Here is a 21,129-nt window from a genome sequence, read left to right as displayed (position 1 = left end):
CTTTCCAGCGTCCTGTCCCGCTAACAGCTTCCTTAGCCTGTTGGCGGCCTTCCTGTACGGGCATCACCACAAACGGTATGAATGTTGTCCAGGACGGCAAAAGTTTGATCTTTGGTCTGTTCGATGGCATCGTCGGGTCGGCCACCGTGAAGCAGGGTGCACGGGGCACAGGAGGCACCTGTCAGATGGACCAGATGAATGTGGTGGCAAGTGATGAAGCCGGATTCCGGGCGCTGTGGGAGCGGCACAAGCTGGTGGAGGCGATCCGCAGGGGGCGCAAGCCTGCGATTCCCGCGCCGCTCAGCCGCCATGTCGAGACGCTGAAGGAGGCGTTGTGGCCCCTCCCCCTCTCCTTTGACGACTCTCACCCGCTGGTGGAGACCCTGAGGCGCCTGGCCAAGGAGGAGGGCATCGACACCCTTGATCTAGCCCGCGTCCTGGTGGGACACCTGATGCTCCCCGGCAAGCATGTCCGGGATGGGGAGTTTGCGGTGTTTGCTGCCCGTCTGGAGGCGCTACGTGACCTTCTGGACCTGAAGGCCCAGGAACTGGAGCGACGCCGTCAGGAAGGCGCGGAGGCCCGTGGGGAGGAGAAGTTCCAGGGGTCAGTGAGCCCGGAGGAGTTTGCCCAGTATGTGGAGAATCTTTTGATGGGCAAGGACCGCTCCAAAAAATGAAGGATTTTTCTCTTGCGTATGTAGGGGCAATCCCCTACCATTCATTCACAGCGCGGGCCTGAGGGCCTGCGCTTTTTCTTTTCCGATCTAAATATGCCAGTACAGAGTAAAGGAGTCGTCGTGTAACCCTTCCACCCACCTTCTATGCCAGGAATGCCTGCTCCGGGTCAACTACACCCTCAGGGAAAAGGCCACTTACGGCAAATCACGTCGCTGACGGCCAGCAAGTTAACGGTGGTCAGCAGACATAGCCTTTGTACTCGTTTGGAAAGCACGGTGTTGGAGAATGACAGCAAAGACGGCAAGCAAGAAAAACGGAGCCAAGAAGACCAAGTCGCGGGGGAACGGCCAAGGAACGGTCTACAAGAAGCAGAATGGCAAGTACGCCTGGACGATCACCATTACCTATGACACGTCCAGCGGGGAGCGTAAGCGCAAGACCAAAAGCGGCACGACCGACAGAAAGTCAGACGCTTACAAGGAAATGGCCCAGGCACAGGCAGACCTGGCGCGCGGCGCCCTCTCCATTCCCGACAAGGTTACGGTAGCGGAGTATGCAGAGCGGTGGCTGAGGCAACAGCAGCTCGGCAGCCTTCCCAGCACAGTGAAGCGTTACCGGGAGGAGCTGAACTACGCGCTCAAGCACATCGGGGATATGCATCTCCAGGCTGTTCGGCCCATGCACCTCAATGATCTTGCCCTCAAGCTGGCTGAGCAGACCATGAATCACGGCGGCAACATGTCGGCCCGGACGCAAGCCTACGTTTTTGGTCGGGTTCGGGCGCTGTTTGCCGCCGCGCTGGTAGAGCAGGTACTTCACCGGAACCCGGCCATCGGCATTAAGCGCGTCAAGGCGGAGAGGCAGCGGAGTGCAGGGCAACCTCTGGACCCGGAGCAGCTCGCCCGGTTCGAGCGGCTCGGCAGCACGCTCTACCGCCACGGGGTGTTCCGCATGTGGCCTGCGCTCTACCTGGGCGCCAGCCTGGGCCTGAGGCGCGGTGAAATCCTGGCCCTTCAGTGGGATCAGGTGGACCTCGTAAATGGCAGGCTCCACGTCCGGCAGTCGCGGAACCGGGAGAAGACCGGCGGGAAGGTCAAGGGCACCAAGACGAAAACCTCCAACCGCTCCCTGAAGATGCACTCGGCCCTGATCGAGGTGCTCCAGGTGCATAAGGCGCGTCAGGCTCAGGAGTGCCGGGAGGCGGGGGAGTTGTGGCAGGACCTGGGGGTGGTCTTCAGCACAGCTCAGGGAGGTTGGCTGGCCCCCGACATTCTCCGGCCAGCCTTAAGGACGCTCATCCGGTGGTCTGACCCGCAGAACGTGGGGCATGTAGACCGACGGGGGGTGCCGCGTTCCGCACGGCCCGAGTTGCGGCAGGTCATGCTCAGCGGCGAGCGTCTGCCCGACATTACGCCTCACGACCTGAGGCATACCTACGCCACCATCCTGGCCCGGAGGGGCGTTCCCATCGAGGTCGTCAGCCGCAACCTGGGGCACAGCGACGTGACCGTCACCCTCCAGGTTTACCGCCATGTCCTGGACGCAGAACGCGATGAGTGGCTGGTGGACCCCTTTGAGGAGCGGCGGGCTTCAACACCTGAGGTAGATGCCATGGCGCCCTCACAGGACACTGTTGAGGAGACGGACGGAGCGCAGGAGCGCAAGAGGCAGCCGATTGACGCGGGTGGGCCTACTACAGCGCTACTACAGCGCAGGCCCAAAATGAACGCAGGAGCCAAAATTGCAAGCATAAAAAGTCCCCGCCTGGAGCGGGGATTTTCTTTGGCTGGGGCACAAGGACTCGAACCTTGATTAACGGTGCCAGAAACCGTCGTCCTGCCATTAGACGATGCCCCATCGCCGACTCTGGCCGCGCACCATTCCAGGCAGGTGAGCGTGAGGGAGTATAGCTGCCCCTTTCCCGGGCGTCAACCGCCGGGGACTTGCCCAGGAGGGCCTGAAAGCGGGTAAACATCGAATAGACCGTGTGTAACGCCATCACGTCGCGCTTGCCCCCCCTGATGGGCGGTGCTAGAGTGTGGTGTTGCCGCGCTTAAGCGCAGGTACAGGGACAGGGCGCCGGGCGCGTGAAGTGCCGGGAGCCCAGGAGGACAGGAGTTCATGGAAGACCAGACCCAGACCCCCGCCGTTGAAGGCGGGACCATTCAGCCCACGCCGGGCACCGACCAGATCAGCGAGGGGCAGACGAGCACGGGCCAGACGGACATGGCGGTCACGGAGACGGCGAGCAGCGCCTCCGTGGCCCAACCGGCTGCGCAGGCCGCTCCCGCTGAGGCGAGCACCGACGACCGCGACTACCCCGCCATGACGATGGAGGATGTGCTCGCCAGCGAGGCGACCGAGCACCAGGCCGTGTCGCGCGGCGACATCGTGGACGGCACGGTCGTGTTCATCGGCCAGGAGGGCATCGCCGTGGACGTCGGCGCGAAGGTGGAGGGCACGATTCCCCTCAACCAGATCGCCGAGGAGCCCGTCACGCTCGAAGAAGCCCAGGGGATGTACAAGCCCGGCGACAAGATCGAGGCGTACGTCGTGCGGGTGGACCTCGCCAACAGCCAGATCGTGCTGAGCAAGAAGCGGGCCGATCAGGACAAGGGCTGGCGGGTGCTGGAGCGGATGCAGGAGCGCGACGAGGCCTTCGAGGTCGAGGTGCTCGAAAAGGTGCGCGGCGGGCTGGTCGCACAGGTCGAGGGCATTCGGGCCTTCCTCCCGGCCTCGCAGGTGGACACCCGCCGGGTGAACGACCTCGACCCCTACGTCGCCAAGCCGCTGATGGTCAAGCTGATCGAGCTCAACCGCAAGCGCAACCGGGTGATTATCAGCCACCGCGCGATCATGGAGGCCCAGAAGGCCCAGGCGCGCGAGCAGACCATCGGCAAGCTGGTGCCCGGCGCGACCTTCGAGGGTGAGGTCGTCGAGATCACCGACTTCGGCGTCTTCGTGAACCTGGGCGGCATCGACGGGCTCGTGCACCGCTCGGAGCTGACCTACGGCCGCTTCAACCACCCGCGCGACGTGGTGAAGGTGGGCGACAAGGTGCAGGTGCAGGTCATCGACGTGGACGAGGGGCGCGAGCGCATCAACCTCTCGATGAAGTCGCTGACCGAGGACCCCTGGCAGGGCGCGGTGGAGAAGTACCACATCGGCCAGCGGGTGCGGGGCAAGGTCACGAACCTCACCAACTTCGGGGCGTTCGTGGAGCTGGAACCCGGCCTGGAGGGCCTGGTGCACGTCAGCGAGATGAGCTGGACGAAGCGGGTGCGCCACCCCAACGAGGTTCTGAAGGAAGGCGACGAGGTCGAGGCGGTCATCCTGCGGATCGACCCCAAGGAGCGCCGGATCAGCCTCGGGATCCGTCAGACCACGGACGACCCGTGGAGCGCGCTGCCCGACCGTTACCCGCCCGGCACGCCGGTCAAGGGCAAGATCACCGGCATGACCGACTTCGGCGTCTTCATGGAGATCGAAGAAGGCATCGAGGGCCTGATCCACATCAGCGAACTCGATACCCAGCGGGTGAACAACCCCGCCGACCTCTTCAAGAAGGGTGACGAGATCGAGGCCGTGATCCTGAACATCGACCCCGTGGAGCAGCGCGCCAGCCTCTCGCGGCGCCGGGCACTGGGCGGCGGTGGCGGCCCCGTGCGCGACTTCGTCAGCCAGGGCGGCGGCTCGCGCAGTGACCGTTACAGCGGCGGCCAGGGTGGCGGACGCAGCGGTGGCGGCGGGCGCGGCGGGCGCGGCGGCGGTGCCGACTACACCTTCAACGCGAAGGACGCCTCTCAGGGCGGCGGCAAGATCAGCACCAAGCTGGGCGACGTGTACGCCGACCTCTTCGCGCAGTTCGGCCTGGGCGGCGACAAGAAGGACGACGCCAAGACCGAGGGCAACCAGAACGAGAAGCAGGGCGAGTAAGCCTCTGGAAGTCAAGACCCGCCGGGATCGATCCCGGCGGGTTTTGCTTGTCCCAGGATCAGGGTAAGGGCCAACGCACGGTACCGACCCTATCCGTGCGCCAGACACGGGCACCCACCTCCTGAACACGCTTCAGCACGTCCGGGTGCGGGTGGCCGTAGGTGTTGCGTCCTACGCTGATGAGGACGTCGGCGGGGGTGCTCTCGCGCAGGATGTCTGACCCGGTGCTGTGGCGGCTGCCGTGGTGGGCGGCCTTGAGAAGGTCGAGGTCGCCGACACCGAGCCGCGCCTCGACGGGGGCGGGCAGGTCGCCGAGCAGGGCGGCGCGGAAGCCGTGGGACTCGACCCGCAGGGCGACGCTGTTCTCGTTGTCCTCGGTGCTCCACACCCGCCCGGCGGGCCACAGGACGGTGAGGGTGACGCCGCTTGCCGTGACCTGATCGCCACGCCGCACCTCGCGCACGGGCACGCCCTCCTCGCGGGCGGTGGTAAGAAGTTCGCCGAGCACGGGGTCGTCCGCCTTGCGCTGCCCGATCCAGAGTTCGCCGACCGGAAGGGTGCGCAGGACGCTCGACAATCCCTCGATATGGTCCGTGTCGGCGTGGGTCGCCACAACCGCCGACAGGTTCCGGACGCCCAGGGCACGCAGGGCGGGAACGACCGTCCGCCCGCCCACGTCGTAGTCGCTGCCGACCGAGCCGCCCCCGTCCACCAGCACGCTCAGGCCGGGGGCACGGATGAGGGTGCTGTCTCCCTGCCCAACATCGATGAACACCATCTCCCGGGCGGGTTTCAGCAGGCCGGGGAGCAGGGTCAGGAGAGCGCAGGCGAGGAGTGTGCCGAGCAGGGCGGACGCACGGAGACGACCGCGCAGCCACAGTGCGCCCGCGAGGGCCGTCACCGCGTAAGCGACGACCCCGGCCGGACCCACCTCGCCCCAGGTCAGGACGGGTGCGTGCCCGAAGACCCCGGCCACACCGAGCAGGGCCGCCGCGAGGAGGGCGGTCAGCCAGTTCACGAGCACGGCGAGCGGACCGAGCAGCCCCGCCACGAAGCCCAGCGGCACGAGCGCAGCCATGATCACGCCCGCGATCAGGTTGGCGGGCAGGCCCACGAGCGGCAGTTGCCCGAAGTTTCCGAGGGTCACCGGGAGGGTGGCGAGTTCCGCGAGGACGGTGGCGACGAGCGCGAGGCGCAGCCAGTGGGGCCACCGCTCGGGGAGTCGCGCCGCCGCCTGCCCCGAGAGGGAAAGGCCGAGGACGGCCAGGAAGGAGAGTTGATACGTTAAACGCACTACGGACCTTGCCGTACCGTACGCTGCCCGCAGGCTGGTGCTGTGACATGCGGCTCAGTGAGGAACAGTGGGCATTGGTCGCTCCCCTTGTGCGCCCACCTCGCAAACAGTCGAAGATGGGCCGAACCCCTCGCCCGGACAAGCAACTGCTTGAGGGGATGTTGTGGGTGCTTTTGTCAGGAGCCCAGTGGGATCAGTTGCCCAAAGCGGAATATCCACCCAAATCCACCTGTTACGGGCGTTTTCGTCAGTGGAATCGGAGAGGGGTTTTTCCCCGACTGCTTTGGCGCCTGTATACGCAGACGGGAGATCCCCGGCTGCTGGCCCTGCGCCAGGCATTTCTCGCGGGAGTATTCAGCCCAGCCAAACAGCAGCAACTTCGTTCTAGTCGGCGGAAAAAGGCAGTGGCCTCGAAATCATGGACGTGATGTGCAAAGCAGGAGGGTGTTGGTACGCGGCACTTTTGAGATGACCTCTAGCGCTCAGGGGCTGCGCCGGTGTAAGGTTCACACAGCGCACGGAGAGCACCACTGAAGACGGTTCGGAGAGCCCCACATCCGGCACGAACCAGGTATGCGCGCCCTGGACATGTATGACCGCAGGAGGTCAACATGCATGGGCGCGCGTCAACGTCTGAATTGGCAGCCTGCTGTGCAGGCGTATGGGGCAAGGCGACTGTCCCTGTTGCGGTTTTGGAGCGTGTGATGGCGACCAGCGTGACCTCCAGCAGGGGAGGTTCAATGGAGGCCCATGCTCAGCCGTTCGAGGTCTACTTCCAGCCGGGGAAGACCCCCCTTTTTGCGCTTAAAGACGCAGGCGGTGAGGTGGTGGAGTGTGTGCACCTGTACCTCGCGCATCTGACCGCCTGCGACAAGAGCCCCGCCACCGTCAAGGCATACGCCTATGCTTTGGTTGACTGGTTTCGCTTCCTGCATCGCCAAAAAACCGAGTGGTCGGCGGCCCTGCCCAGTCATGTCCGCGAGTACGTCAACGATCTGCGCTCCCGCACCAACCCGTACCGACTGCACGGTGCAGATCGGCCCCCAGCGGGCAGCGTCAACCCGGTCACGGGCAAGGCCAAGCTCGCAGCCCGCTACCAGCCCACCACCATTAACCACCGTCTCAGCGTCCTGGCGAGTTTCTATGCGTTTTTGCAAGACGAGCACTTGTTTGTCCAGGCCAATCCTGCCCGGCCCTTGCGCCGAACCCGGACGTTCCTCTTTCGAGGTGTCCATCCGTATCCGCTGCCGAGCCGTGCGCCGTTCCGTCAGAAGGTGCCCGCGTTGTTACCGCGCGCCCTGTCCGACGATCAGGTGCGAGCGGTCATCGAGCAATTGACCTGCCACCGCGACCGAGCGATGGTCCATCTGCTGCTGTCGGCGGGCCTGCGCGCGGGCGAGCTGTTGGGCATGACCCCAGGCGACGTGGATTGGGGCAGCCAGACCGTGCGGGTCATCACCAAAGGGTCCCGGAGCCCGGAGTGGGTGGCGGCCAGTGCCGAATCCTTCACCTACCTCCGCCTCTACCTGGCTGGCCGCGCCCTGTCAACGTTTGACATGCTTTGGCAAACCCGACGCGGGCCCTACCGACCACTGAATTATTCCGCGTTGCGGGGCGTGCTCAATCGCGTCAACGACCGGCTGGGAACCAACTGGGTGTTGCACGACTTTCGTCACACCTGCGGCATCCGCCTGGCAAGTGATCCGACCATGGCCCTTGTGCATGTGCAAAAACACCTGCGGCACAGGTGGATCACCACCACACAGACCTACTTGCGTGTTCAGCCCCAGGAAGCCATACGTCAGGTGTTGCGGCACTTCAATGAGCCGCGCAAAGAAACAACACCTTTGACAACCGCATGTGATTACGATACCGATGATCTCGCCGCTTTTTTCAAAACTGATGAAGGAGACTTGTGATAACCGAACTCACATCAGATGAAATTTTAATGTTCCACGGAAAATCCGTTAGTAAGCATCTCGTTACTACACAAGGGAGATACAACTTTGCGTTCAATTTGTTTATGCGCGAGCTTGAGGTGCAAGTGGGAGAGAATTGGCAGGAGAAGTGGAATGCCATAGAGTCGTTATTGGGAAAGGAGGAAAGCCAGTGGCCCGGAATAAGATTCAACAAAGATGTAACAAGCTGCATAATTAACGCTATAAAACGTTTTACATCTTTGAGCGGAGTACGACCCAGTTACGATTTTCTTACCAAACCCCTGTTTAATAACACAAATAAAATCTACTGGGCAGATAAAAAAGAAATAGAAGCAATGATAGCTGACCATGCAGCTAAATCTCATATCAGCGCACAAAGCATGAACAATATCATGCTGGCGCTCGCTCGAATCTCCTTAAAAAATGGTTTGGGTGTACCAGACTTGAAGACACCTCATTTTCTTGAATATGCAGAATATTGTTATAATAACAACATCGTCCCGAAAGGCTATGTCCATGCACAAAATATAATGATAGCATTGGGTTGGATTGTTGATCCTCCTCTAACCCCTAATATGCGAAGACGACTCTATCAAGAGAGTGTTGCCGAGCTTGTGGATCGGCGCGGTCTTCAGTCAAAGGTGGTGCGCGACCTCATCGTGCGTTATCTAGAAGAGCTAGAGCCGACTCTGGATTACAGCTCGCTATGCAATCTTACCCAACGGCTGACGCGATTTTGGCACTGGATCGAAACCTATTCGCCTGGCATCGACACACTGCGCCTGCCTCCTGACGTTGCACGAGCATGGAAGAAGGCGGTGATCGACACCGACCGAAGCGAAGGTCAAAAGCGGGATGAGCAAATGTTCTACACCGTTCGAAACTTTTACATGGACTTGCGCGAGTGGTGCGTTCACCGTCCGGATGAGTGGAGCGGGCATCTTTACCCATCGCCGATCACGGATTCAGACATAGCCGTCTTCAACTCAACGAGTAGGTTTCATAACCAGCGAGCGCGGATGCATGAGCGCATTCGGAGGCTGGCACCCCACCTGACGCGCTTGATTGGATGGCTTCGCCGCCGGTTCACAGAGGTGCGAGCCATTCGTGAGCAACTTTGTCAAGTGGCCGTAGGCGATCAATTTGAAGTCAACGGCGTGAGGTACGAGCGTTTGGGACCCAACGGGTTGACGGTGTTTGGGCTTCAGTCAAAAATTCTGTACTTCCGGCGCGCTGATCAACCGAAGGCATACCGGCGATCCATAGAAGAGGAGGAGGAAGTTGCCTTTTGGGCGTGGGCCGGGCTGGAGGTGCTGCGCCTCACGGGTCTCCGCATAGAAGAATGTTTGGAATTGACCGACCTGAGCCTACGCAAATTGACGTTGGCGAGCGGTGAGACGGTCGTTATTCTAAACATTGCTCCTTCGAAAACCGATCGGGAGCGGATGATCCCTGTGAGCAAGGAGCTGCTGGCTGTCCTGGCCCAGATTCGCCGCCGCGTCGCAGGACCAGATGGTGTGGTGCCAAGCACGGTCCAATACGACCGCGGTGAACGCGTGATGTCAGCATCGCTGCCATTTTTGTTCCTCAGACGGCGACATGGGCGGCAGTGCCACGTGGGCGCAACATTTTTGCGTGACCAGTTGGAGTTGGCCTGTGCACAGGCCAACCTACAAGACGAACGGGGAGAGCCGGTGCGATTCGTGCTGCACGACTTTCGGCGCTTGTTCGCCACCGGACATGTCAACGAGGGCCTGCCCGTGCACATCGTCGCCTGGATGCTCGGCCACCAGAACCTCAACACCACAATGGGCTATGTGGCGGTTTACGACCTGGAAGCGCATCAGGCGTACCATCAACACTTGGCGCGCAGACGCAGCGAGCGCCCAGCACATGAGTACGGCGAGCCGACCAAAGCCGAGTTGGAGGAGTTTGAGAGCCATTTTCGGCGTCGGCAACTGGCTTTGGGCAATTGCTACCGGCCTTACCAAACGCCGTGTGCGCACGAACACGCTTGCGTGCGCTGTCCCATGTTGCGAATGGACCCGGATCAAATGCCTCGCCTGTTGGAGATTGAGCGAGACACCATACGGTTGATGACAGAGGCGCGGGCCAACGACTGGGTGGGGGAGGTGGCAGGCTTGGAACTGACCTTGGATGGCATTCGGGACAAGAAGTTGCAGGTGGAGCGCATTCAGGCGGGAACGCAGTAAACGGTTGCAGCGAAGTTCGGCGCTGTGCGGCAAACGTCAATGTTTCTTCGAAGATGGCATCTGGCTAGTTGCCGCTGCCGCAGGCGGGGTTGAGAAAGCGGAGGGTCGGCAGCAGGTTGAGGAAGGTCCGCAACCGGGCGGACTTGCCCCGGGCCTGGTCGCGCAGGGCATGCATTTCGTCCAGAAAGAGGGGACCGAGGGCCTTGAGGGTGTTGGCCTCGGAGGTGTAGTGCGCACCGAGGGCACGGCGCTCGGCCTTGTCCATGACCCCCTGGAACATGCTGCCGAAGATGGCGAGGCTGATCTTGCCCCAGTTGAGGCTACTGGCAGCGAGCAGCAGATCGCGCATTCGCCCCTTGAAGTTGGCAACGTCGATCTGCTCCTCGAAGAGGCTTCCGTTCGCAGGGGGGAGGCTGGGCGAGTTGCTCGCTCGGGAGTCACCTCACCCGTCTGAACCGCTTGTCGAGCTGGTCGAAGATGTACTGGGCGGTGGCCGCATAGGCACTGCTGTACGTCGCCGTCACTGTCGTCGTGTTCCCGGACGAAATCACTCCCCAGGTCATCTCCTGAGGCAGTGTCTGGATGAAGCTCCCGAACGTCGAGGTGTTCTGGCTCGTCGCGTTGGACCGCAACACCACCTGGTTTCGCTCGATCTCCTCGGCCCGCCACGGCTGCCGTCCCGAGGTCGTCGGCGCGGTCGGCGCAGTTGACACCACCGCCGCCAACACAGGATTGTCGGCGCCAGCGGGAATCGTGCCCGTCACGTAACCGACAGTTGTGGTCACCCGCGTCGGGGCAACGGTCTGGGTGGGGAGGGGCGCGCAGGAGACGGCGGAGGCCAGCACGAGCAGGGGCAGCAGTTTCTTCATGGGGACTCCCATTCCGGTTCAGGGCTTGACGTTGAAGTTCTCGGGCTTGAGCGGCAGGGTGGCGACCACGGTGAGGTCCTTCCCATAGCTCTTCGGCAGCAGGGAGCCCCGGACCAGCAAGTTGGGAGCGGCCTTCAGGTCGTCCACGAACGACCCGCCGGGCACGTCTTCGAGCCGATAGGTGATGCGGGTGGCGCGGGCCTCCGTGCCAGGGATGATGTAAGGCTCGGCCTCCCCGGCGGTGATCGTCTTGGCGTCGGGCACCGCCTCCGCCTTGACGAGGGTGATCTTGCCGAAGCAAAAGTTCTTGTAGTCACCCTGGCCGACCCAGTTGTTCTCGTAGGGGGCAACGGGGGTGAAGGTCACGCCCTCGTATCCCGAGGGGCGCTGTTCGTGGCGGGTCTTGGCGAGCTGGTGGCGTTCAACGAAGTCCACGAGGCGTTCGGACGCGCCGAAGGGTCCACCCAGCAAGGTCTGCTTCATGTTCAGGGGCTTGAGGCAGGGCTGGGTGCCTGCCTGGCCGGTCCGGCTCAGCAGGGTGAGGCCGCCGTTGTCCAGGAAGAACTGGGCGGAGGCGTTGAGTTGTTGGGGATCAGGGCCCTTCTGGCAGGCGCACAGGACGAGGGGGAGGAGAAGCGCGAGGCGGCGGCTCATGGGGTACTCCGAGGCAACAGATGGTCCAAGTGGCCGATGAACTGGTCGAAGAGGGCAGCGGTGGTGGCGAGGCGCGTGTGAATGCCGATGGTCACCGTGGAAGCGTTCACGATGAGATCGAATTCCTCATCCAGATAGGGGACGAGGCCGAGCTGGTCAGCCAACTCTCCGTAGAGCAGGCGGAGGTAGAGACGGTCGCTCTTACAACCGTCGAGCTGCCACGCCTGACCAGTGGGATGGACGAGGCGACCGGCAGCCATCCGGGCGACGCAGAGAAAGTCGTCCAAGTTGGCCCGGTAAGTGACCTGGACGAACCGGGACGGAAGTAGCAGCAGGGGTGGAGTGCCAGGCATCACGCTCCTCGGTTGACGGGTCACAGACCGGGGTCTGGCATGGCTTCGCGGGCGAGGACGTGCTGTTCCAGGGCAGCGGGGAGGAGAGACAGCAAGGGCTGGTCACAGACCTAATAGCGAGAAAAGACGACGGGCCGAGGGCGAGAGAGCACGCCCTATGGAAGGCAGGTTCGAGAGGTGTATTTTTCTTCTTATTTAGAATACATCCTTCTAGCTAAGAGTCGAGTCTTCCAGGCGAGAAATCTAGGGTGGGGCGGTGACTTCCCGCCGTAAAGCCTCCCTGCGCAACAAGCAACAGGGAGCCGTTGGCAAGAACATCATTGGGGAGCGGTTGCGCCTTGCCCGGCACCACCACACCCCACCGTTGACGACCAACGCCCTGAGTACCCTGGTTTACGAGCGCTATGGGTTGGACATCACGCCAAACATGATCAGCAAGGTTGAGGGAGGCTTTCGGGCAGCTTTCGACTAACCGCGAATAGGGGTTGACAGGGTGGGGGGAGAAATGGCAAAGGGACGGTGCTCATGTGCCGTCCCGACCTCAGTCTACTCCCCATTCCCGACGCCCTGCGACGCCTGACGGTCTGGCTGACCCCCCAGATGCCATCCAAGCTGGTCCACCCCCACGAGAAGATCAGTGACGCCGAATTGGTGGCGGTGGCCCTATTGCAGCGGATTCACAAAGCACCCTACTTCAGGGGCTGGTGGAGGATGCTCAAACTCAACCACTGTCCCCATTACCCTTCGGAGGTCCAGGCCCGTACCCGGCTGGAACGCTTGACCCCTGTGATCGAGGGCGCGAGTGTCGAAGTCCAGGCACTGGACTTCGTGGCCGTGGACTCCGAACCCCTCCCAGTCTGCACCTTCAAGCGCGCTCCCCGTTGCAAGTTCAAGGGGGCACGACACGGCTTCAGTACCTCCGGCCCGGTGTATGGGTTCAAGCTGCATGCCTGGACGACCCTGAATGGCAAAATCGCCCAGTACGTGCTCCGGCCCGCCAACGAGCATGACTTCACCGTCGGGTGCGTGATGAACCGCGACTGGCCCACCTTCGGTGGGCCGAAGCAGATTGGGGACAAAGGCTATCAGTCCGGCACGTACCTGACGCCACCCAAAAGCAATGCCAAGCGTCCTGACCCTCGTTGGAAAGACGAATATGCGGCTGCCCGCAAGATCATCGAGTCGGCGTTCTCGGTGCTGGTGGGTTCCGGCTTGCGGTGGGGGCAGGTCAAGACGATGGCGAGCTTGCGGCTCAAGGTCGCCCTCCTCGTCCTCGCCCACAACCTCAAGTTCTTTGACCTCCCCGCCTAATCACACTTGGCGCTCCGAGTCAATCCCTATTCGCGGTGACTATGAGGTGCGGGCCTTCTCCGCCGTCCTCGACCTCTCCAGTGACTGGTTGCTGGGGCTCACCGAACGCAAAGTGCGGCTAGACGAGGCTCGGGGTTGAGATGCTGTTCCCCCTGGGTTAGGGTGGAATTCGTGGAGCCGTGCCCGTCGTAGAAGACGCACTTGCGTCCTCGTGACGGTGGCGGTTTCAACATGACCAGAAGGGGCGGAACAGATTTGACCACTTCGAGGTAGCAGCCCCCTCCGGCCTACGATTCGCGGTGAATCGGAGGTCAGGATGCTCGGAGGCGCCCAGGTGCGACGAATCATCGAACTCAAGGCCACAGGACAGACCATCAGCGGCATCGCCCGCACCCTCGACCTCAGCCGCAACACCGTCAAGAAGTACCTGCGAGCCCCGGGCCTCCCACAGCCCAAACCCCGTCCCAAACGGGGAAGCAAGCTCGACCCCTATGTCCCCTACCTGAAGGAGCGCATCGGGCAGGGCGTCCTGAGTGCGGTCGTCCTCTTCCGCGAGGTGCAAGTCCAGGGCTACACCGGGCAGTACACGGTGGTCAAGGACTTTATCCGCCCATTTCGGCGGACACCCGTGTCCGCCACCCGGGTGACGCCCCGCTTTGAGACCGCGCCTGCGGTGCAGGCGCAGGTGGACTTCGGGCGCTACAGCTACCTGAACCTCGAAGGGCAGACCCGTTCCATCTGGGCCTTCGTGATGGTGCTGGGCTGGTCTCGGGCGCTGTACGTGGAGTTCATCCGCAAGGCCGATACCGCCAGCTTCATCCGCTGCCATCTCAACGCGTTCGCCTATTTCGGCGGACTGACCCAGACCATCCTGTACGACAACACCAAACAGGTGGTCCTCGAACGCGATCAGAACGGCGAGCCCGTCTGGAATTCGCAGTTTCTGGACTTCTCCTTGCGGTTGGGCTTCTCGATTCGGCTGTGCCGCCCCTACCGGCCCCGTACCAAGGGAAAGGTGGAGAGTGGGGTCGGGTACGTCGAGAAGAACTTCTGGCTGGGGGCACGGTTCGTGGACGATGCCGATCTCAACCGTCAAGCCAGGCACTGGCTTGACCATGTGGCGAACGTCCGCACTCACGGCACCACCCGCGAGAAGCCCGTGGAACGGCTCGCCCTGGAACGCCCGACACTGACCCCACTCCCTTCACTGGAATCTTTGTCGGTGTTTGTGCGGGAGGTGCGCAAGGTGGCCTGGGACGGGTTCGTGTCGTACGGCGGCAACTTCTACGGCGTCCCGTGGCGCTACGCCGGGCAGACGGTCGAGGTGCAGGCTGACCACCTGGAGGTACAGCTCTTCAGCGGGGGGATGCGCATCGCGGTGCATCCCCGGTCGGCGCAACGGGGAGCGCGCTTCCTGGCGGAAGCGCAGTACGACGGGCTGCCCACACCCGGAGACGACTCCCGGCGCCGCCGGGCCTTGCTGGCAACCCAGACCGAGGGCCTGCCCGAGATGCGGGTCGAGCAACGCCCGCTGGCCGAGTACGAGGCGTTGGTCGCCGTTGGGGAGACGGCGACCCTGGAAGAGGTGCTGGCGACCGTGTTCCGGGATGGTGAGGCATGATCGCCACCCTGCGGTGCCGGGATGACCTGCTGGCCCTGGGCTTGCCGCATGCGGCAAGCTTGCTGGAGAGCCGTCTGGACGCGGCGGCCAAAAAGGAGCTGCCGTACGCGGACTTTCTGGCCGACCTGTTGCGGATCGAGGTCACGGCCCGGGACGAGGAAGGCCGTGCCAGGCGGTTGAAGCAGGCCCGTTTGCCCTTTATGCGGTCCCTGGAGCAGTTCGACTTCGCCTTCCAGCCGAGTGTCGACAAGCGCCTGGTCAAGGAGCTGAGCACGCTGTCGTTCGCCGCGGACGGGCAGAACGTCATCCTGCTGGGCCCGCCCGGCGTCGGGAAGACGCACTTGGCGGTGGGGTTGGGCCTGGCCGCCATCACCCACGGGGAGACGGTGCTGTTCGTGCGGGCCGGGCAGCTCATGGAGGACCTGCGCAAAGCGCAGGCCCTGAATCGACTGGAACACCGCCTGCGGTACTACGCCAAGCCAAAGCTGCTGGTGATCGACGAGTTCGGGGTCTGGCCGTATGACCGTTTAGCCGCCAACGCCCTGTTCGGGTTGGTCGCCGCGCGGTACGAGCGGGGCAGCGTGATTCTGACGGCGAACAAGGGGTTCGCCGACTGGGGTGAGGTACTGGGGGACCCGGTGGTGGCAAGCGCCATTCTGGACCGCCTGTTGCACCACAGCCATGTGCTGAACATCAAGGGCGAGTCGTATCGCCTGCGGGAGAAGAAAAAGTCCGGGCTGTTCCCCAGCGCGCTGCTGGGGAACAGCGAGGCGAGTCAGGAGGTGCAGCGGCCGTAAACGTCAGGGGGGTGGTCACACCCATTCCGCCGAAACTGCTCACGACGAACCCGACATTGACACCTCGCTCGGCCATGCGCCCTGTCATGCTGCCCGACGTGAGTGATCAAGAACCGCACGCGGCGGCCAACGCACAACAAATCCGCCTGTTGCGCGAGGAGCTGGAGGAGCGCTCGGAGACGGCTTTCTCCCCATCAGCTTCCCGTGAGCGACCGGGCCTACACTCTCCTCATGTCCCCCAGAAGCGTGAGCATCTGGCTCGCCCTGACCCTGATGACGCCGGGCCTCGCCACCTCCTACAACCTGAAAGCCCCAGTGGTTCCCGATCCGATCAAGACCTCAGGGGACGTGCTGACGAGTGACCCCAACATCATCTGCAAGCCCGGGTACACGCAGACTGTCCGCAACGTGCCGCAAGCTCTCAAGGAGCAGGTGTACCAGTCCTACGGCATAAAGAGCCGCGAGAAGGGCGAGTACGAGGTGGACCACCTGATCTCGCTCGAACTCGGCGGGAGCAACAGCGTCCGTAACCTCTGGCCCGAGTCCTATCAGACAAAGCCCCTCAATGCCCACGTCAAAGACCAGCTCGAAAACCGGCTGCATGACTTGGCCTGCTCGGGCAAGATCACCTTTCAGGAGGCGCAACAAGCTATCGCCCGGGACTGGCAGGCGGCTTATGTACAGTACGTTGGTCCCTTGCCCGGCGGTCTGACGCCAGCCCAAGGCAGCACTGCTCCGGCCACCCAGGCGCCCACGGTGTCTGCCTCCCAGGGAGCCAGTCAGGTGAGCGGCGCAACCCCGCCCAACGCGGACGGGAGTTGCCCGGCAACGGCGCCCATCAAGGTGAGCAAGTCTGGCATCTACCACCTGCCGAGCGGGGACAGCAGCTATGCCCGCACGAAGGCCGTGAACTGCTTTGCCAGTGCGGTAGCGGCCCAGGCGGCGGGTTACCGGGCGCCCCGACGCTAAGCTCAGCCATGCCTGACACGAGCATCAGCATCACTGTGGTTCGCCCGGATGGGAGCGTGGGAACGCCGACGCCCTGCCAGCAGTCGCTGTTGGACGCCGCAGGGCGCCTGCTCGGGGCGGACCCCCATTTTCAGCAGCTCCAGCACCCGACCCTTGTGTGCGCTGAGGTGAATGAGGGGTTGGGGGAGACGGAGCCTAGCTACCTCTACCTGCGCTATGAAGTCCCCGGTGCTGTGCCGCAGGAGTTCTGGGCACATTACGGGACACGGGACAGGGTGGCCTGGAAGAATGGTCAGGTGACCGTTAAGCCAGCCTGAACGCAGGCATGTCGAGAATTACCAATCTACATATGTTCTTTCTTACAAATCACCTTCAAACGCTCTAACCATTCCTCATCGGGATCAAGCCTAATTTCTTCAGAACTGGGAGCTGATATTGACTGATTGGATACACCATAACTGGGTGCTACGTCCTCCGGTGCAAGAATGGAGTGATATAGATGCAGGAGTAGGTCAGACATAAAGCTATACAGCGAGGACTTTGAATGTCGGGGGGAGTGATAAGCTGGAACAATTGGTTGGTATAGATCATCCAACATGAATAGAGCTGGTCTGATTTCTGAAAGTTGGCTCCTGACTCCCCACGTTATCGTACCATGTCCAAGAACACACAATGCTCTAACCACCTCTAAACGCTTCAGAGTTTTGTTAATATGGTAGAATCGTTCTATTAAGTCTTCGAAATTCACGCCGTCTTTTAAATCACTAGCGACGATAGCTGAATAAAGAGGATTGGTAAGGCCGTGATTACAATCACTTCCCTCACGATTTTCAGTCATCCTATATGCGAGCGTACTCGGTCTATGAAGTCGGTGGCAAACGACAAGTTTTTCCATAGCCGCGTCCAACTCCTCAAAACCCAAGGATTGTTTTACCTCGATGACAGCGTACACGCCTTCCACAGGATAATGGTATCGTCGTGACGTTTTAGTTGCCCCACCTTTAATAATCGGAAACCAATTGCTGTTAAACACAAGGACATCAAAATCTCCAGCCGTTCTTCCGAGACTATCATTGATGACGCCAGAGCGTACTGAATAACGCACTGGAAGTATATCCCCTATCGCTTCACGAAGAATATCCTCGACACCGGGCCCAGAGTCGAAGTTATCTATTGCCATTTCTTTTTCTTGCAATACCCCTTGTTTAATGGACCTCTCGGCCGCTATACACCTAAGCAAAAAAGCCGATTGGAGGGTTTGTTGAGCCTTGTCGCGCGGTTGCCATTTGGATGTGTCGGGTAGAGAGAGACCGGACGCAGCGCTACGCTTAGGAGTTCTCTTACTCTTTTTTTTAACCATTGATTTATCCTTAACCAACTTTCGACGGCACGGCGTTGTATCCCCTGTTGGGCCACATGGCGCTTGCATAGTTCAGGGGGCAGGGGCGGGGCGCTCTGACTGTTCACAGCAAGCCGACGGACCGCCTCCTGTGACGCAACAGCCGTAGAGGTGGTGTCATCGATACCTCGACGCTCGCCTGGACGATGTTGCTCGAACTCAGCAGCCATAGGCACCATGCCGATCACGAAGGGCTGAACGTCGTACTTCTCCTCCACGCCTTAACTTACTGCTATCTTCGCCCTTGTCTCTCTTGGGCTCGCTAGCTGGGCTGGTGAAGGCGGGTGCCCTGCTGGGGACCTAACTGGAATACCGAGCCGTGAACGATGTAGAGGACTCGATCCCGAGTGATTAGGGGCCTTCCCCTACCTCGGCTTTCTTTAAATCTGGTTTCCGGGATGATACCCTCTTCCTCTTCCAGCCGCCAGCCGAAAGGCGGCTGTTCAGACATTCCCCCGTGATCGGTCTGGAATCCCTTCCCAAGCTTTCCAAAACTCCTTGTTTTGGTGTTCACTACCGAATGGTAGGCAAAACACGCGGGTCAGGCCGTTGGAGGACTATCTCGCTCAGGGCAACCCTTGTTCGTCTCCCCCCTCGAGCACTCTGAGCATCTCCTCGAACACCGCGCGTAGGCCGTCCCAGGTGTAGTCTTCGAACTGCACACGACCCTCGTCAATGGCACGCACTGTCTCGGAGAATGCTTTCTGGATCTGCGTCTTGCCCATAATCTCGCCTTGGTACTGCCCCAGCGCTTGGTCATAGCCACGCCACTGGACCGGATACAAATCCCCCTCTGGGTTCTGCAACAGCTCGGGCGGAAGATACAACTCAAGGCTACATGCGAGGCCGTTGACATCAAGCTCGCTCACGCCGGTGGGGCCGATGGTCGGGTAGCGCTCAGCGAGCGCAAGGTGCGGGAGTTGCATGACCTTGATGTTTTTGGGCAGCGCCAAGTCCCGCATCCCACGTAGCGCTGCGCGGGCGCCGGTATCGGCATCAAAAACCGCGATTACGCGGTTTTTGAGCTGCATCGAGACTAGGGCCTTAACGTAGGACACTAGTCTGCCCGCACCACCTTCGGCGTTCACGACCGAGAAGTCGGCGAAGGCGAAGTAATGGGCAAGATGAGGGTAAAGCAATCGCAGGCTGTCACGCAGCACCGGCATGTCGGTCGTTCCCTCGGCGAGGACGACGACCTTCTCACTAAGGGTGTAGTCCTGCGCGCTTGATTCAACCGCCTGTGCGCACAGCAAATCGTCCTCCCCGTAGTACCCTCCGGCGACCAAATCAGTGTAATCGAGGGTGACGTCCTCCGCATCGGGTAGGAAATCGAGCGCCACACGCAGAAGGTACCGAAAATCGATGTCATGGTCCGGAAAGCCCATGGCTCCCGAAAAATACTCAAAAGTTCTTGAACGAAGCTCCTTGAGCTGATCTCGTGGTTCAAGCTGACCAAAAATAACCTTGTAATTTATTTTAAGAGCCAGCTCCACCAAATTTAACCAACGTCCGAAGGTATACTCCTCGAAGTCGTCTACCAGACCCTCCGCCTCGTACAAATCCGCAAGGACACCAGAGCGAAAATAGGCGTTTTCAGCTTCAACCTGCCGGTAGAACATTTCAAAGAGGCGGCGCACCTCTCTCAAATTGATACCCATAATGTCCAAGCGCTGACGTATGTGACTTGCCTTGGTGCGGTAAAAGAAGTACGTTCCCTCGAGGGGGTCCTCCCAGGAGTTTGGGGCGAAGGGCAGGAGCCTATCGTTCTCTGTCGGGTTCATGACCATTCGCTCAGAGTCACTGAACACAGAGAGCAAATCCCCGCCAACGTAGCTTTTGCCAGACAGAACCCTCTGGTCACCAATGTATAGTCCGAAATACGAGCCCATGTGAGACGATTCTACCGCCCTCTCCGTGCGCAGCGAGACCAGAAGTGAGTGCCTTAGCCAGAGCCGGGGCTCCTCGGAGGCCGGGAAATTGCCTGGGAGGGCTGGCAAGTGTTTGATCCAGCATGAGTGCGATCAAACCAGGTGCAGCCTCGATTAGAGCTTGCTCAAGTAGATGTCATGCAGTTCCCGAATGAACATCAGCGTCGCCCGTACGAGGATGTTCCAATCTACATCTGGCATATCGATTGCGTTGTACTCATACTGACCGTGCACAAGGATGTTTCGCGCCTTGTAGAAGACCTTTGCGGGGTGCGCCTCCTGCCCAAGTCCCGGGAGATGACTGACGACCCTCATGAGTTGCTCCTTACTCGCGTCGGAGACCTGGTCGAGCAGCATTTCCAGGGCATCGCCTTCCCGAGGACGCCAACTCAAAATTTCTTCCGTCGCAGCGTTAAAATCTTCTAGCGAGATAGTTGCGCTCATTCGCTTGGTCATTTCAACGTACTGCGGGATGGCGAGGAGACGCTCCACGCAGCGGTAGAGTTGAAGGAAACATGTGTCCCAGCGCGGAGCAAGCAGTGACGCGAGCAGTGCGCCGTAGGGCAACTTTTCGGTGCAGGGTGCCGCAAGGAGACCTTTAAACTCAGCTACTGTGGTCTGCCCAAAAGGTAGCTCGAGATTATCTGGGTTCGACACTAACAGATCGAAGACACCCCGAAACACGTTGAAATCGGTGGGTTGCAACACCTTTAACACACTGTACGGTTCAAAGAAGCGCACGATGATATCGAAGTCATGTCCTTGATACCCAGGACTCTCGTCGCTCAGACCTAGCACCTCGTCATAAAGCGATCTCCAGTGCAACCTACGTCGGGGCGGCACAGGAAGTTCTGAGAGCGCGACAACTGTGAATGCCGGGTCGTTGTCTACAGGAGAGTACATCTCAGAGTCCATTTCTTCGGGCTCGAATCCAACGCAGACGAGGTAAAGCTCATCTCTAAGGCGAAGTGTGCTGAAGCTTAGTCGGCTGTTGTAGATGTACTGCTCGCCCCTAGTAATCTTTGCCCCTGTAATAAATGGTCTGTGCTCGTGATGGCTGGAGATCCAGTGAGATCCAGCCACCTCATACTCTCCCCCGGCCTCCTGATAACGCTGCTTCAGCTTTTCGAAAATCAGGGTGTTCGAACTGGTGATGCCTCTGGCCAT

General features: G+C 60.9%; 18 protein-coding genes, 1 tRNA gene and 1 pseudogene. 12 read left to right on the top strand and 8 right to left on the bottom strand.

The genetic code is table 11. The features are described 5' to 3' along the window. The first annotated feature begins 77 nt into the window (after positions 1-77). Together DAETH_RS04935 and DAETH_RS04930 are read left to right on the top strand one after the other, a co-directional pair. Positions 78-677, top strand: coding sequence for a hypothetical protein (locus tag DAETH_RS04935; RefSeq protein ID WP_264776805.1), 600 nt, complete (start codon positions 78-80; stop codon positions 675-677). 286 nt (positions 678-963) lie between these two features. Beyond that, on the top strand, positions 964-2,490 hold the full coding sequence (locus DAETH_RS04930; RefSeq protein WP_264776804.1) for a tyrosine-type recombinase/integrase: 1,527 nt from the start codon (positions 964-966) through the stop codon (positions 2,488-2,490). Here DAETH_RS04930 and DAETH_RS04925 read toward each other — a convergent pair. After that, positions 2,462-2,535: transfer RNA gene (locus DAETH_RS04925), tRNA-Gln, on the bottom strand. The genes DAETH_RS04930 and DAETH_RS04925 overlap by 29 nt on opposite strands. A gap of 264 nt (positions 2,536-2,799) precedes the next feature. Between DAETH_RS04925 and DAETH_RS04920 the strand changes: the two genes are divergently transcribed. Continuing rightward, positions 2,800-4,614 (top strand): 30S ribosomal protein S1, encoded by a 1,815-nt coding sequence (locus tag DAETH_RS04920; RefSeq protein WP_264776803.1) that lies wholly within the window; start codon positions 2,800-2,802, stop codon positions 4,612-4,614. Between the two features lie 58 nt (positions 4,615-4,672). Here DAETH_RS04920 and DAETH_RS04915 read toward each other — a convergent pair. Next, a pseudogene (locus DAETH_RS04915) lies at positions 4,673-5,896 on the bottom strand (ComEC/Rec2 family competence protein); the annotation flags it as partial. 59 nt (positions 5,897-5,955) lie between these two features. On the opposite strand from DAETH_RS04915, the gene DAETH_RS24615 reads away from it, so the two are divergent. From DAETH_RS24615 to DAETH_RS04905, 3 genes are all read left to right on the top strand, one after another. Continuing rightward, positions 5,956-6,336 (top strand): transposase, encoded by a 381-nt coding sequence (locus DAETH_RS24615; RefSeq protein WP_406585095.1) that lies wholly within the window; start codon positions 5,956-5,958, stop codon positions 6,334-6,336. A 276-nt stretch (positions 6,337-6,612) separates the two neighbouring features. Beyond that, positions 6,613-7,827 carry a tyrosine-type recombinase/integrase gene (locus DAETH_RS04910; protein ID WP_264776802.1) on the top strand — a complete coding sequence of 405 codons (1,215 nt, stop codon included), beginning with the start codon at positions 6,613-6,615 and terminating at the stop codon, positions 7,825-7,827. After that, positions 7,824-10,061 carry a tyrosine-type recombinase/integrase gene (locus DAETH_RS04905; RefSeq protein WP_264776801.1) on the top strand — a complete coding sequence of 746 codons (2,238 nt, stop codon included), beginning with the start codon at positions 7,824-7,826 and terminating at the stop codon, positions 10,059-10,061. The genes DAETH_RS04910 and DAETH_RS04905 overlap by 4 nt, the downstream gene beginning before the upstream one ends. Before the next feature lie 64 nt (positions 10,062-10,125). Here DAETH_RS04905 and DAETH_RS04900 read toward each other — a convergent pair whose 3' ends face one another. From DAETH_RS04900 to DAETH_RS04890, 3 genes are all read right to left on the bottom strand, one after another. Further along, positions 10,126-10,410, bottom strand: a complete 285-nt coding sequence (locus DAETH_RS04900; protein WP_264776800.1) for a DNA methyltransferase family protein — start codon at positions 10,408-10,410, stop codon at positions 10,126-10,128. Positions 10,411-10,498: 88 nt separating this feature from the next. Then, complete coding sequence (locus DAETH_RS04895) at positions 10,499-10,930, bottom strand: hypothetical protein (RefSeq protein WP_264776799.1); 432 nt, start codon at positions 10,928-10,930, stop codon at positions 10,499-10,501. Between the two features lie 18 nt (positions 10,931-10,948). Then, positions 10,949-11,584 (bottom strand): hypothetical protein, encoded by a 636-nt coding sequence (locus DAETH_RS04890; protein ID WP_264776798.1) that lies wholly within the window; start codon positions 11,582-11,584, stop codon positions 10,949-10,951. A 29-nt stretch (positions 11,585-11,613) separates the two neighbouring features. Between DAETH_RS04890 and DAETH_RS04885 the strand changes: the two genes are divergently transcribed. The 6 genes from DAETH_RS04885 (at position 11,614) to DAETH_RS04860 (ending at position 16,635) form a co-directional block, all read left to right on the top strand. Further along, positions 11,614-11,913 carry a hypothetical protein gene (locus tag DAETH_RS04885; RefSeq protein WP_264776797.1) on the top strand — a complete coding sequence of 100 codons (300 nt, stop codon included), beginning with the start codon at positions 11,614-11,616 and terminating at the stop codon, positions 11,911-11,913. A 280-nt stretch (positions 11,914-12,193) separates the two neighbouring features. Beyond that, complete coding sequence (locus DAETH_RS04880; protein ID WP_264776796.1) at positions 12,194-12,409, top strand: hypothetical protein; 216 nt, start codon at positions 12,194-12,196, stop codon at positions 12,407-12,409. Between the two features lie 53 nt (positions 12,410-12,462). Continuing rightward, positions 12,463-13,248, top strand: a complete 786-nt coding sequence (locus DAETH_RS04875) for an IS982 family transposase (protein WP_264774389.1) — start codon at positions 12,463-12,465, stop codon at positions 13,246-13,248. Positions 13,249-13,582: 334 nt separating this feature from the next. Then, entirely contained in the window at positions 13,583-14,869 is a 1,287-nt protein-coding gene (gene istA / locus DAETH_RS04870; RefSeq protein ID WP_264776795.1) for an IS21 family transposase, read from the top strand. Then, the gene (istB, locus tag DAETH_RS04865) at positions 14,866-15,666 is read left to right on the top strand and encodes an IS21-like element helper ATPase IstB (RefSeq protein ID WP_264776794.1); all 801 of its coding nucleotides are present in this window, start codon (positions 14,866-14,868) and stop codon (positions 15,664-15,666) included. The genes istA and istB overlap by 4 nt, the downstream gene beginning before the upstream one ends. 231 nt (positions 15,667-15,897) lie before the next feature. Beyond that, positions 15,898-16,635 carry a sunset domain-containing protein gene (locus tag DAETH_RS04860; RefSeq protein WP_264776793.1) on the top strand — a complete coding sequence of 246 codons (738 nt, stop codon included), beginning with the start codon at positions 15,898-15,900 and terminating at the stop codon, positions 16,633-16,635. A gap of 343 nt (positions 16,636-16,978) precedes the next feature. Here DAETH_RS04860 and DAETH_RS04855 read toward each other — a convergent pair whose 3' ends face one another. The 3 genes from DAETH_RS04855 to DAETH_RS04845 form a co-directional block, all read right to left on the bottom strand. Further along, positions 16,979-17,830: a DUF6602 domain-containing protein gene (locus tag DAETH_RS04855; RefSeq protein WP_264776792.1), complete on the bottom strand. Its 852-nt coding sequence runs from the start codon at positions 17,828-17,830 to the stop codon at positions 16,979-16,981. A 770-nt stretch (positions 17,831-18,600) separates the two neighbouring features. Further along, the gene (locus DAETH_RS04850) at positions 18,601-19,923 is read right to left on the bottom strand and encodes a HEPN/Toprim-associated domain-containing protein (RefSeq protein ID WP_264776791.1); all 1,323 of its coding nucleotides are present in this window, start codon (positions 19,921-19,923) and stop codon (positions 18,601-18,603) included. A 153-nt stretch (positions 19,924-20,076) separates the two neighbouring features. Beyond that, positions 20,077-21,129 carry a hypothetical protein gene (locus DAETH_RS04845; protein WP_264776790.1) on the bottom strand — a complete coding sequence of 351 codons (1,053 nt, stop codon included), beginning with the start codon at positions 21,127-21,129 and terminating at the stop codon, positions 20,077-20,079.

Source organism: Deinococcus aetherius (assembly GCF_025997855.1).
Taxonomy (GTDB): domain Bacteria; phylum Deinococcota; class Deinococci; order Deinococcales; family Deinococcaceae; genus Deinococcus; species Deinococcus aetherius.
The sequence above is the reverse complement of the archived record's forward strand: the minus strand, read 5'-3'. Positions and strand labels throughout refer to the sequence as shown.

Coding starts and splice junctions, on each gene's coding strand:
- DAETH_RS04935 (WP_264776805.1), top strand. CDS start 78: ATGAATGTTGTCCAGGACGGCAAAAGTTTGATCTTTGGTCTGTTCGAT.
- DAETH_RS04930 (WP_264776804.1), top strand. CDS start 964: ATGACAGCAAAGACGGCAAGCAAGAAAAACGGAGCCAAGAAGACCAAG.
- DAETH_RS04920 (WP_264776803.1), top strand. CDS start 2,800: ATGGAAGACCAGACCCAGACCCCCGCCGTTGAAGGCGGGACCATTCAG.
- DAETH_RS24615 (WP_406585095.1), top strand. CDS start 5,956: ATGCGGCTCAGTGAGGAACAGTGGGCATTGGTCGCTCCCCTTGTGCGC.
- DAETH_RS04910 (WP_264776802.1), top strand. CDS start 6,613: ATGGCGACCAGCGTGACCTCCAGCAGGGGAGGTTCAATGGAGGCCCAT.
- DAETH_RS04900 (WP_264776800.1), bottom strand. CDS start 10,410: ATGCGCGATCTGCTGCTCGCTGCCAGTAGCCTCAACTGGGGCAAGATC.
- DAETH_RS04895 (WP_264776799.1), bottom strand. CDS start 10,930: ATGAAGAAACTGCTGCCCCTGCTCGTGCTGGCCTCCGCCGTCTCCTGC.
- DAETH_RS04890 (WP_264776798.1), bottom strand. CDS start 11,584: ATGAGCCGCCGCCTCGCGCTTCTCCTCCCCCTCGTCCTGTGCGCCTGC.
- DAETH_RS04875 (WP_264774389.1), top strand. CDS start 12,463: ATGTGCCGTCCCGACCTCAGTCTACTCCCCATTCCCGACGCCCTGCGA.
- istB (WP_264776794.1), top strand. CDS start 14,866: ATGATCGCCACCCTGCGGTGCCGGGATGACCTGCTGGCCCTGGGCTTG.
- DAETH_RS04860 (WP_264776793.1), top strand. CDS start 15,898: ATGTCCCCCAGAAGCGTGAGCATCTGGCTCGCCCTGACCCTGATGACG.
- DAETH_RS04850 (WP_264776791.1), bottom strand. CDS start 19,923: ATGGGCTCGTATTTCGGACTATACATTGGTGACCAGAGGGTTCTGTCT.
- DAETH_RS04845 (WP_264776790.1), bottom strand. CDS start 21,129: ATGGCCAGAGGCATCACCAGTTCGAACACCCTGATTTTCGAAAAGCTG.